Genomic DNA, 11,022 nt, shown 5'->3' with positions numbered 1-11,022 from the left:
CCGTTGCCTCGATGCTCGCAGGCGCCAGCGCTGCAAGGAAGGTCTCCAGAGCGGTTGCCCTTGAGTTCGCCGGGGCAGCCGCCCTGCGGGTTGCCGTGATGACAGCCATGAACTGGGTCTACTTCACCCTGCTTTACCCGAACTTCCTCGACTACGCTGTGAAGATGGCCGGGGGGCTGCTCCTGCTGTACGCTTTCACAGGCCTGTTCAACCTCCTTCACGCCGCGCTCAGCTTCGCAACAGCGTGGGCTGTCTACGTTGAGGTCAAAAGAAGAGTGGGGCAGCTCTAGTCCGCTTGGAGAAGCCAGCTCATCACTGGTCAGTGAGGGGCTCACTCTTCACTAGCTGCAGTGGTACGGGAGACGCTTATTATCCTTATCGCTCCTCCTTCTGCTCACTCTGACCTCCTTAACTCCTCGTCGCCTTTCTACGGCCTCACGGCCGCCACACGAGTGACGTGTCGCCCTAGCGAAACTACTCATTGAGAGGTGCCAGTAGAGGGTTATAAAACTCATACATGCTGCGATCGCCAAAACAGAGGGGTGTGTAGGATTACCCTAACACCCTCCCACAACTTCCCGACGTGCAAGATTATGGGAAAACTGTAGGTCAAGTGCTGGAAGAAGCATGGGAAAAGCTAAAAAGTAGCATTGCCCCGTTTGCTTCTGGCGTTCACTTTGGCTGAGAGGACGATAGACGGGAAGGTTGTATTAGGTAGCATTGCTCTCGTCGTGATAGCATCGGCTCTTTCAGCTTTTTTCGGTGCTAAGCTCTCAGCGACTGAAATCGCCGCCCTGGGGTTTCCCTTTGCCAGGGAAAACACCGCGGAGTCGGCTTTCTTGAATAGCTTGGTTTTCCTGGGTTTGGTGCTAGTTGGCACTCTTTTCATGCTCTTAATCGTGCGAGCAAGAAGGGCTTTCTTCCTCCCGTTCGTCATGGCTTTTGCCGTTTTCTTTTCCTTCTGGGGTATCTTGGAGGTGTTCGCATACGCTGTTGAAATCCCGGGGTGGCTCTATCCTCTCTACGAGCCACTAAGCCTTGCCGTTGCCGCAACAACGGCCGCGCTCATTATTAAGCCTGTAAGCGTGCTTCTTCTAGATGCGCTGCTGCTAATATACGGCACTATGGCTGGTGCTCTGTTCTACTCGGTTCTCCCGCCCTGGAGCGTTGCCACTATAGCTGCCGTGCTTGCGGTCTACGACCTTTACTCGGTGTTTCGAGGCCCGCTGCGCCGCATACTTGAGGGTACCGTCGGGGGAGGGGGCGGGCAACCTAAGGCAACGAGCCATTTGAGAGGAGCGGTTGTCTACGTGGGCGATCTAGCCCTTGGGATGGGTGATATCCTGATATACTCGATGCTGTCTCCTCTTTATTACCTCTACCCGAGCCCGTCGATAGTCAGGTGGGCTCTGTGCGCAGTAGCGCTTGCTGCTGGCTTCTTGCTTACTCTCAGAATGCTTAAAAAGAAAAGATTCATGCCCGCTCTACCTTTGCCTGTCTTCCTCTCGATCGCGACGTACGTCGCATACCTGGCGCTAGTTAACCCTTAGAGAAAAAGAAGGGTCAGGACGCCCATCTTCACTCATCCGTCTTCGTGCACCAACGCGCTCCTCATCCCCAGAATGTTTACCTTGAGGAGGTAATTAAGGTTGAAGTCTTCGTAACGCCGTCCATTTTCCTGATGCTGGTCACCGTCTGGTCGAGGAGCTCGAGGGCTGGAAGATTGAGCTTCACGATGATATCGTATTCACCATAGACTATGTGCGCCTCCTCTACAAAGCTCATGTTGCGAATTGCTTTCAAAACCTCGTCTTCCCTGCCGACGTGGGTGTTTACCAGTATGTAGACGGTTATCTTCTCACTCATCCCGCGAAACCAGTAGTGAGTATTCCTCAGGAGTTATAAAAAATTTGCCTTGAAGCGTTGAATCAAATTCACGGGGTAAGCTCGATCGAGCTGAAAACGAGGGCAACGACGACACTACCATAGTAGCCCTCGGGTACCTCGAGCTCCTCGGTCAGGTACCTGGGAGGCTCTATCTGAAGGTTTTTCTCGCGCCGGATCTCATCCCACATTGCCTCAAGCTGAGAGTGCGTGTGGGACTCCGAGTCGCCGTCGTGGAACTCTACGACGTATCCGTGAGGCCTGCCTCTCGCCCACGAGATCCCTGTGCTGATCTTAGCCGGACCCTTAACTCTCTTCTCGCTCATCACAACGAACACGACAGCCCCTGGGGGGAGCGGGTGGATGGGCTCCTCCTCAACTCCAGGCGGGAGTATCGAGGAAACTGGGACGAGGTTCACGTTGTGTATGCCAGCCTCTCTGAGAGCGTTGTTAAACGCCATTAGAGGCGATACCTTGCTGAGCCCTTTCCCCTTGGTTACGAAGTACTTTCTCGGTATTATCATATCCTTTGGACTGCCTACACCTCGCACTCTAGGATAAAAAGTTTTTCAAATAGGGACACGCCCTTTTCCTGAACAACGTAAACATTTGAGTATAGGTTCTTTAGCTGGAGCACCAGCGCGTTCACGTCCGAGAGAGAGGACGCTACGAGCACAAGCTTTCCCCCTCCCCTCAAAAGACTCCTTGCCGTACGAGCTAGGCTTAGTGTGAACTCTATCCCCCGTGGCCCCCCGCACCAGAGGGGTTCTTCCTCGTACTCACACGGCAGGTAGGGCGGGTTCGATACAACGATCTGGAAGGACGACTCTCTAAAGGGATCCGCTTGATTGGCTACCACCAGGTCCACGTTCTCAACCCCTCCGCTGCGCAGGTAATCCTTTGCCGAGTAGACGGCCTCAACCGAGACGTCTGTCCCGACAACGTACTCCGACCTCGACGCTAGAACTCTCGTGATGTAGCCGGAGCCGACGCCCACTTCCAGTGCAGAGGAGCAGTTGATAGTCTCCTCAACGTAGTCAGCCAAGAAGAAGGTGTCCTCGGCGGGTGTGTAGACTTGCACTACAGCCCTAGAAGCCTCCTTACTTCGGGGTTCATCCTGTCGGGTGTCCATGGCGGGTCGAACACCAGCTCAACCTCTACGTCTTCCACACCCTTCACCTTCTCCTTCACAACGTCCTTAACCATTTCGAGCAGGAAGTAGGACATTGGGCAACCTACAGCCGTCAGCGTCATTTTTATCTTCACTTTTCCGCCATCCACTTGCACATCGTAGATTAGTCCTAGATCCACTACGTTGAAGGGAATTTCCGGGTCGTAAACTTCCTTAAGCGCTTCAAGGACTGCCTCCTTCGTCACCTCGCTCATTATATCCCCCTGTCATATCCCCGTTCGGCCTAAATACTTTTCCATCTGCTGAGAGCTTTTTAGCCGACACGTATATGGTATCCAGTACGTCGAGAATCCTCTGGATCTTCTTAGGCCCCAGGCCCGGGATTCTACGGAGCTCGGCAGCGGATGCAGTGAAGAATCTCCTCGGCGTTTTAAACTCTGAGAGGATTCTCTCGGCTAGCTCGTAGCTGATTCCCGGTAAGGTTGCTATCAGGTTTAGCTGGACTACGGGGATACTCGTGTTCACTTTCAGTACTTTCTTCTTAACGGGTGGTGCGTAGCGGCTATCCTTCTTTTCAGCCCTCTTAGCGGCGATGTATATGAACAGGGCCGTTTCCCGGGGGCTTCCTGTGTGCACGACGGAAACCCCGTTCTCGACGAGGGCGAGCATCGCGCCGTACGCCTGGTTTAGCGAGACCTCTCTGAACCTCGTTTCGGCAGATAGATCTCCCTCTATCAGGATGATTGGAACCTCATATGCCTGCTTTAGGTACCGAGACTGCTCGAAAAGCCGCTTGTCGAGAATGGAGTTAAGGAAGTCGCTAGGGGCCTTCCTCTCTATGCCGTAAACGCCGGCAACATCGTAGTCTGCCACGTCTAGTCTCCTGAACTCAAACCTTGCTCCGAGCCTGGCAAGCTCAGGTATGACCGGTGACCTGCGTTCACGGTCATCGACAACTATGATCATACACTCCTTGCTCTTCTACTTAGCCCTAGATTTATTTCTTGATTTTCTAGACAATCCCTTATGGTAAGTTTTCTTGTTCCCTTCAGGGCCATAAACCTCGGCTACGACTGCTGCTAGCTTTTGGGAGACCGCTTCGATCCTCGATGCGAGGTTCTCATAGTACTCTAGAAAAGTCTCCTTGATCTCAGCCACCACCTCCTCCGCTTCACGGTCCCCCGTGGCTATCTTAGCCAGCTGGGACTCCATCCGACCCCTGACTTCCGGGAGGACGAGACGGGGCTCAACCTCGAGTAGTGAGAGAATAAGCGTCTTACCGAGGGGGGTCGGAATGCACCTTTTCTCGCGGACTACGAAGTACCTCCTCTCTATATTGGTGTGTATGTGGTCCTGCATCGTAGCGTCTGTGCCTATACCGTACCTCTTCATGAGGGCCAGCAGCTCGCTTTCGCTGAGGTAAGGTGGGGGCTGAGTTGACCTTTCCTCCAGCTTCAGGCTCCTCACCTTGAGAATGTCTCCTTCAACCAGGTAGGGCAGAGGTTTCTCCTGGGGGCGAGCGTAGTAGTAGACGTAGTAGAAGCCGGGGTAAACGATCCTTCTACCCTCAGCAGTCAGCTCTAGCTCCCCTAACTTGACCACGACTTTCTGCCTCTCGACCTGAGCTTTCTCGCTCAGCGTGGCGAGGAAGTGGCGGACTACGAGCTCGTACACCCTCCAGGCCTTCTCGCCGAGGGCTTTTACGATGGCGGCCTTTGAGGCCTGCCTCGTTGGGTGTATCGGAGGGTGGGCCTTATCGTCGTCTCGCCCCCTCGTCGGCGTGAAGCCCTTCGTTAGGAGCTTTTCGACGTACCAACCAACGTCCTCCCATGACGTGAACATGGAGGCCAGCTGCGGTAAGTTGAGGGTTGGCGGGTAGATCGTTGTCTCTGTCCTCGGGTACGAGATGTAGCCGTACTGGTAGAGCTTCTCTGCTATCGCTAGAGCCTCCTTCGGCCTAATGTTGAGGAATGTCGACGCACGGCTCTCGAAGTCCACGGTGGCGAGGGGTATCGGGGGATTCACTTCAACGATGCTTGCCTCGGAAAGCACCACAGTCGCGTGGTCCAAGCCTTTAAGGCTGCTGAAAACAGCCTGCGCCTTCTCCTTGTCTTCTCCAAGGCTGGTGGATGCCAAGAACGTACCGCCGTCGGACTCAAGCTCAGCGACGAGAACGTAGTACTTCTTCTTCTTGAACTGCTCCCTCTCGAGCTCGCGCTTAACCACGAGGTAAAGGACTGGCGTCTGGCAGGGGCCGTAGCTGAGGAACCTTCCCAGAGGGAGATGGGATTTCTGCTTTTGAACAGCGAGAGTCAGCAGCCTCGTGAAGGAGGCGCCCACCGTCAAGTCTACAACCATCCTCGCGAAAACCTTCTTCGCCCACAGCTCCTTCGGCTCGCGGAGGTTGTTCATCGCGTCGAGGATGTCCCACTTCGTCACGGCTGAGAACCAGGCGCGTTTAAACTCGAGGCTCGGGTTTACCTGGCTCATCACCTTCATAACTTCGAACGCTATACCCTCTCCTTCGACGTCGGCGTCGAGGGCCAGGATAACATTCGAGGTTTGGAGGGCGAGCTTCCTGAGCGCTCTAACGTACTTGTAGGCTCCTTCCCTTACGACCTGGATGGGAGTTACGAAGAAAAGCTGCTTAGGGTCAATTGAGTTCCACTTGTTGTACTCTTTCGGGAAGTCGAAGTCCAGTATGTGTCCGATGAGCCCTATGGACAGGTAGTTCTCACGCCTGTACTGGAAAACGTAGGCGGGTACGCCTTCCACCAAAACTTTCCTGTACCCCCCTTCTCCCAGAAACTTGGCGAAAGCCAGCGCCACGGCGGGCTTCTCGGCAACAATCACCGCGTCGTAGGGCATCACTTTCTCCTTTTCTCCTCAACCTTCGGTATCTCGGCGTGCCTTCCCCTCACGCCTATTCCAAGCATTCTCCGCATAGCCTCATCCAAGAAGCGGATGTAGGATCCCCCTTTCCCCACGAAGGCGCCGTACTCGTCAGCGTTGACGTGAACCTCTAGCTCAGCCCCCACGAGCTCAGCCTTCACGATGTGCTTCCTAATCCAGCCAACCGGGTGTATCGCCTTCACGACCTCCGAAAGGTCGCTTGTGAGTTCGATGGCCCTAATCTGCACCCCTGCCTCCTCCTGCGCTTTGTTGATCCTCTCGCCTTTCTTGCCTATTAACCTGCTCAGAGCCCTTTCCTTAGACACAACCAGCACGTCGGGTGCGTTCTTGGCACCGTACTTCTCTTTCAGGTCTTTCAGCCACACGACACTGACTATCTCTGCATCGGGCGCATGGGTGAGTATCACGCTCTTGACGCGCTGCTCGTCCTCGGTCAGAGGCCTCCTCCGCAACCGGGTCTCTAAGGCGAGCTTGAAGCCCCTCTTCGAACCCGGCCTCACGATGTCCTCCACGCCCATGTCCACGACCAGAGCTTTCTCCTCGCCGAGGAGGAGCTCTCTCGCGATCACTGCCGTGTTGGTCTGGTTGCCGGCGAGCACCTGAAGCACGGGATCACCTGCCATGACAAGCTTCGAATTCGATCCCACGCGTATTATGACCTCAGGGAGAATTGAGGGCTCCAGGAACTGAATGTCGTCGAGAAAAACCAGGGAGTCGTCGAATGTCCTGCCGGTTAGGAAGCTCGGGTCGATGAACACCAGCTTGCCGCTTGCGATGTACTCCTTTATCGTTCCCTCGTCCACGTAACCTGAAGCTATGTCCATGAGGTAGGAAGAGGCTAATTCGAAGTAGAGGTTCCCCAGCTCAACGGAGTTGTAGATCCTGGACTGGAGTAGGCTCACCAGCGGCCTCGCAATGACGAGCCTGCTGAACTTACCCTCCTTTAGCGCCTTCAAGCCATACAGCAGTACGACGAAGCTTTTCCCGGTGCCGCTCGGCCCAAACACCCCGATTAGCTCCACCTCTTTGTTGTCGAGCGCATTGTAGAGTAGCTTCTGCTTCTGCGTGGCAGGCTGGAACTCCTTCACCGCCTTCACCCCTTCAACGAAATCATTAAGGAAATATAAACCCTGTGAGTTCGTTAACTCGGGTGGTATCGACGGCTCTCTGGCGTCCGCAGGGAGTCTACTTCGGTCCAGCAGGTGTGCCGACGACGGTGAAGAAAGGGGGCGTTGTGGAGGGCATACTGGAGGTGAAGAGGCTTGGCCTCGACGCTATGGAGATAGAGTTCGTCAGGAAGATCTTCCTTGACGCGGAGGGCGCTAGGGAGGTCAAGAGCGTGGCAAGCCAGCTGGGTATCGTGCTCACAGTACACGCCCCCTACTACATAAACCTCAACAGCAGCGAGGGGGACAAGGTCAAGGCTAGCGTCGAGAGGATACTCGAGTCCGCTCGCGTCGGCTACAGCGCTGGAGCGTGGAGCGTGTGCTTCCACGCCGGCTACTACGGGAGCGAAGACCCCCGCAAGGTCCACAGCACCATCAAGTCCAGGGTCAGGGAAATCGTGAGAACGCTGGAGAACGAGGGCATCGAGATTTGGATCAGGCCTGAAACAACAGGTAAACCGTCCCAGTACGGTGCTCTCGAGGAGATCCTCGAACTCAGCTCCGAAATCGACATGGTGTTGCCCGTGGTGGACTTCGCTCACCTCCACGCTAGGGGGGCAGGGGCCCTTAAAAGGTACGATGATTTTGCCAGGGTCCTCAGCTTGATAGAGGAGAAGGTCGGTAGGTATGGCCTTGACAATATGCACATCCACGTGTCGGGTATAGAGTACAGCGAGAAGGGAGAGATTAGACACCTCAACCTCGCCGAGGCTGACTTGGACTACCAGCTCCTCGTGAAAGCCCTTAGAGAGTTCGACATCAAAGGTGTCGTCATCTCGGAGAGCCCCAACCTGGAGGGCGACGCGATGCTGCTGAAGGAGCTCTTCTACGGGCCATCGAGGAGGCGTAGGTCGAAAACAAGGGCATCGCGAAGCGAGTAGCCTTCAACGCTACCGCTTAGCACGTATTTCAACTCTCCGGGGTTCAGGACCGGACCGGGGAAAACCCCTTCATCGTCCAGGGCCAGGCGGGGGCAGGCCGTGTTCACAAAGGCTTCGAACCCTTGGATGTTTTCTAAAAGCTCTCGCGTCACCTCGTTGAACACAGCTATCAGGACTCTTCGACCTCTCTCCTCCAGTGTCCGCTTCACTCTGGTAGCTAGGCTCACCCTGTTTTGGCCTGGCTTTGATGAAACGACTATGAGGAAGCTCCGGGCGTCTATCGCCTTCGAGATGGCGTAAAGTCTCCGGGCAACCACGTTTCTCACCTCGACGCGCGAAACTTTCTCCTGGTACGGGTCGGCGCTCCACGTGGGGCGCTCAGACCACACGGCTGCTCCGAGCGCGTGAAAAAGGCCTCCGGCAACCACCACAACGGCGTCAGCCCGCCGAATAGATGCGTAGTTGCAACCTACTATCAGCCCCTCCACACCTGAGAGAGAGCCTGTTACGGGCTTGAGACCTTCACTTGCTACAGCTTCCTTCAGCATGGGAAGCCACTTAGCGTGCTGGATTGTCGTCACGATAGCCAGCGAGCTCGCTCCAGCGTCTTTGGCTTCGCGTGCGGCTTCGGCGACGAGGCGGGTCGGGTTGAGAGTGGAGAAAGCCGGCACGAACAGAACCATCGGTCTGCTAGGGGGCTTGAACCACACTGGTCCGTGGTGCCCTATGTGAATGATCGCGTCGACTCCGATGCTTCTCGCCTCGTCGTAAGCCACATCGCATCCACCCCAGGCATGGCCCGCCGAAAGGAAAGCGCGCACACCCCTCTCCTCCAGGAGCTCTGAGATAGCGAGCGCGATTTTCTTTAGGCCGTCAGGTGCCTGGATTAGGACCTCCCTCGCGTCGTTGCTCTTCACCCAGGTAAAGATGTCCTCCTCGTTGACCTCGTAGCTATCTATGATCACAAAGCGGTAGTGCCGCTGGTGGGTTATTACGCTTTCCCGAGCGATGGGCGCGGCCTCGGGATGCTAGCTGACTGGCCTCCAGCAAATCCCTAGCTTGTCGGCGTATTCGTATGCCTCCTCCATTTCCTCCCGGGTGGGTCTCCTGGCAATGTCGGGCCACCTATCCGGGTACTTCGCAACTAGGTGCTCGGGCCTGTACTGATCCATGATGTTCACAAGGGCTCTTGGGCAGTTCTCTGAAATCCACTTAAGGACTGGCTTCGTGCAGCACTCAACGTGGTTGGGTAGGACGAGGTGCCTTATTATCACGTCTGCTCCTCTATCGCACACGTACTTGTGGTTCCTCGCCACCACCTCAAAGTAGCGGGGTACTCCAGAGAGCCTCCTCGCGCAGGCGTCATTCCCGTATTTGAAGTCCGGGAGCCATATGTCCACTACGTCGAAAAGCACCTCAAGGAGCTCGCTGCTCATGTACATATTGGTGTTCCACAGCAGCGGAACGTCGACATCCATGTACTTCAGCGACTCCACCACAACGTGGGACTGCTGGTCCGGGTTGCCTCCCACGTAGTTGATGTTCCTAGCGCCTTTGACGTACAGCTCCGTAGCTATCCCCGCGAGGTCCTGTGGTGAAACCTCGACGCCGTTAAGGGGTTTAGTTGATATGTCCCAGTTCTGGCAGAAGACGCACTTGAAGCTACAGCCCGTGAAGAAGATCGTGCCAGAAGGGACGAGCGGCGCCTCCTCACCCATGTGAAGAAAGGCTGAAGCAACCCTCACCCTTGAGTCAAGGCCGCAGACTCCTCTACCCCCTCGGGTTCTGTCGACTCCGCAGCGCCACTCGCAGAGGCTACACTTCGTCAGGATTCTCTTCACGATCTCTATCTTCAAGTCGAGGTAAGATCTCTCAGGAATCCTCATCTTCGCAAGATCAACCCCGCCGCTAACGACGTCGCGGTAGAGGCCCTCGAAAGCCTTTGAGGCTTCACGGTGTGCTTGGAGCAACTCTCCTAGGGACGCATTAGGGTTAAACTCTACCTCGAGGCGTTTCACAACTCGGTACTTCGGTGGCCTGGCCCCCCTGAGGATGAAGTAGTAATGGCTCAGTCTGCTCTTTACCTCCTCGCTCTTCCAGACGCTGATGGCGTCGGGCCTCAAGAGCTCCAGCCAGTTCATCCCTAGGGTACCGTACGTTGAGGGCGTTAATAACGTTTCTTGATACAAATGAGCTTTAGCTATGGCCCACGTGGAAAATTTGTGCGTATCGAGTACCCTATTATTTTGATAAACTTCAAAGCGTACCGAGAAGCGAGCGGAAAGCGGGGCCTTGAGCTGGCTAAAGTCGCCGAGAAGGTCAGCAAGGAGACGGGCGTTACCATCGCTGTGGCCCCCCAGCTTACGGACCTGCACTTCGTAGCAGCTAACGTCGAAATCCCCGTATTCTCGCAACACGTCGACGACGTTGAGCCGGGTAGCCACACAGGCCATGTGACGCTCGAAGCCGTGAAGGACACGGGCGCCGTCGGCACGATGCTTAACCACTCGGAGAAAAGGGTGCGCGCAGACCAGGTAGACGTTATCGTGAAGAAGGCCAGGAGCCTGGGCTTAGTTACAGTTGTGTGCACCAACACCCCCGAGGTCACCGCGGCCATGGCCGCTCTGGGTCCAGACATGGTGGCTATTGAGCCACCCGAGCTCATAGGTACGGGCATTCCGGTCTCCAAGGCCAAACCAGAGGTCGTAACCTCGTCTGTGGACCTAGTCAGGAGGGTAAACCCCTCCGTCAGGGTTCTCTGCGGAGCCGGAATAACGACGGGAGAAGACGTCGCCGCGGCACTACGCCTCGGAACAGTAGGAGTCCTCCTGGCATCCGGCGTCGTGAAGGCAAAAGACTGGGAAAAGGCTATAAGAGATCTAATAGAGCCTATCACAAAATCGCGGTGAGAACACAACACTACTCTTGATTTTTCTCTCTACTGCTCCACTTGGAGGATGACGGCTCTCCACCTAGCCCTGCTCCTCATCCTTCAGAACCCGAGTTTTCGATCATAGCCAGATGTAATGCTCCTCTCCAATATTTA

12 protein-coding genes and 1 pseudogene are annotated in these 11,022 nt (G+C 55.6%); 4 read left to right on the top strand and 9 right to left on the bottom strand.

What is annotated here, in order from left to right; translation table 11 throughout:
- Positions 1 to 290, top strand: a pseudogene (locus tag MOV14_RS07375) (hypothetical protein); the annotation flags it as partial.
- Positions 291 to 677: 387 nt separating this feature from the next.
- A complete protein-coding gene (locus MOV14_RS07370; RefSeq protein WP_318536683.1) occupies positions 678 to 1,550 on the top strand; it encodes a hypothetical protein in 873 nt (290 codons plus the stop codon).
- A gap of 76 nt (positions 1,551 to 1,626) precedes the next feature.
- Here MOV14_RS07370 and MOV14_RS07365 read toward each other — a convergent pair whose 3' ends face one another.
- The 7 genes from MOV14_RS07365 to MOV14_RS07335 all read right to left on the bottom strand — a co-directional run bounded on the left by MOV14_RS07365 (position 1,627) and on the right by MOV14_RS07335 (position 7,017).
- Entirely contained in the window at positions 1,627 to 1,866 is a 240-nt protein-coding gene (locus tag MOV14_RS07365) for an Lrp/AsnC ligand binding domain-containing protein (RefSeq protein WP_318536682.1), read from the bottom strand.
- A 68-nt stretch (positions 1,867 to 1,934) separates the two neighbouring features.
- Positions 1,935 to 2,408 (bottom strand): pyruvoyl-dependent arginine decarboxylase, encoded by a 474-nt coding sequence (locus tag MOV14_RS07360; protein ID WP_318536681.1) that lies wholly within the window; start codon positions 2,406 to 2,408, stop codon positions 1,935 to 1,937.
- 14 nt (positions 2,409 to 2,422) lie between these two features.
- Positions 2,423 to 2,965, bottom strand: a complete 543-nt coding sequence (locus tag MOV14_RS07355) for a methyltransferase (protein ID WP_318536680.1) — start codon at positions 2,963 to 2,965, stop codon at positions 2,423 to 2,425.
- Entirely contained in the window at positions 2,965 to 3,270 is a 306-nt protein-coding gene (locus MOV14_RS07350; RefSeq protein ID WP_318536679.1) for a metal-sulfur cluster assembly factor, read from the bottom strand. The genes MOV14_RS07355 and MOV14_RS07350 overlap by 1 nt, the downstream gene beginning before the upstream one ends.
- Entirely contained in the window at positions 3,239 to 3,982 is a 744-nt protein-coding gene (locus MOV14_RS07345; protein WP_318536678.1) for an ERCC4 domain-containing protein, read from the bottom strand. The genes MOV14_RS07350 and MOV14_RS07345 overlap by 32 nt, the downstream gene beginning before the upstream one ends.
- Before the next feature lie 15 nt (positions 3,983 to 3,997).
- Complete coding sequence (locus MOV14_RS07340; protein ID WP_318536677.1) at positions 3,998 to 5,884, bottom strand: DNA topoisomerase; 1,887 nt, start codon at positions 5,882 to 5,884, stop codon at positions 3,998 to 4,000.
- Positions 5,884 to 7,017, bottom strand: a complete 1,134-nt coding sequence (locus MOV14_RS07335; protein WP_318536676.1) for a PhoH family protein — start codon at positions 7,015 to 7,017, stop codon at positions 5,884 to 5,886. The genes MOV14_RS07340 and MOV14_RS07335 overlap by 1 nt, the downstream gene beginning before the upstream one ends.
- A 62-nt stretch (positions 7,018 to 7,079) precedes the next feature.
- Here MOV14_RS07335 and MOV14_RS07330 point away from each other — a divergent pair, with 62 nt between their 5' ends.
- Positions 7,080 to 7,976, top strand: coding sequence for a TIM barrel protein (locus MOV14_RS07330; protein WP_318536675.1), 897 nt, complete (start codon positions 7,080 to 7,082; stop codon positions 7,974 to 7,976).
- On the opposite strand, the gene dph2 is transcribed toward MOV14_RS07330, so the two are convergent.
- Positions 7,922 to 8,941 carry a diphthamide biosynthesis enzyme Dph2 gene (gene dph2 / locus MOV14_RS07325; RefSeq protein ID WP_318536674.1) on the bottom strand — a complete coding sequence of 340 codons (1,020 nt, stop codon included), beginning with the start codon at positions 8,939 to 8,941 and terminating at the stop codon, positions 7,922 to 7,924. The two genes, MOV14_RS07330 and dph2, sit on opposite strands and share 55 nt — an antisense overlap.
- A 63-nt stretch (positions 8,942 to 9,004) precedes the next feature.
- The gene (locus MOV14_RS07320; RefSeq protein WP_318536673.1) at positions 9,005 to 10,117 is read right to left on the bottom strand and encodes a radical SAM protein; all 1,113 of its coding nucleotides are present in this window, start codon (positions 10,115 to 10,117) and stop codon (positions 9,005 to 9,007) included.
- Positions 10,118 to 10,198: 81 nt separating this feature from the next.
- Between MOV14_RS07320 and tpiA the strand changes: the two genes are divergently transcribed.
- Positions 10,199 to 10,885 (top strand): triose-phosphate isomerase, encoded by a 687-nt coding sequence (gene tpiA / locus MOV14_RS07315; protein ID WP_318536672.1) that lies wholly within the window; start codon positions 10,199 to 10,201, stop codon positions 10,883 to 10,885.
- Positions 10,886 to 11,022 lie beyond the last annotated feature (137 nt).

This window comes from Infirmifilum sp. NZ, assembly GCF_022693705.1.
Classification (GTDB): Archaea; Thermoproteota; Thermoprotei; order Thermofilales; family Thermofilaceae; genus Thermofilum.
Note: the sequence above shows the minus strand (reverse complement) of the source record. Positions and strands in the feature narration are given on the sequence as shown.

Bases quoted from the DNA above. Each gene is read 5' to 3' on its own strand.
- MOV14_RS07365 (WP_318536682.1), bottom strand. From the start codon at position 1,866: ATGAGTGAGAAGATAACCGTCTACATACTGGTAAACACCCACGTCGGC.
- MOV14_RS07360 (WP_318536681.1), bottom strand. From the start codon at position 2,408: ATGATAATACCGAGAAAGTACTTCGTAACCAAGGGGAAAGGGCTCAGC.
- MOV14_RS07350 (WP_318536679.1), bottom strand. From the start codon at position 3,270: ATGAGCGAGGTGACGAAGGAGGCAGTCCTTGAAGCGCTTAAGGAAGTT.
- MOV14_RS07345 (WP_318536678.1), bottom strand. From the start codon at position 3,982: ATGATCATAGTTGTCGATGACCGTGAACGCAGGTCACCGGTCATACCT.
- MOV14_RS07340 (WP_318536677.1), bottom strand. From the start codon at position 5,884: ATGCCCTACGACGCGGTGATTGTTGCCGAGAAGCCCGCCGTGGCGCTG.
- MOV14_RS07320 (WP_318536673.1), bottom strand. From the start codon at position 10,117: ATGAACTGGCTGGAGCTCTTGAGGCCCGACGCCATCAGCGTCTGGAAG.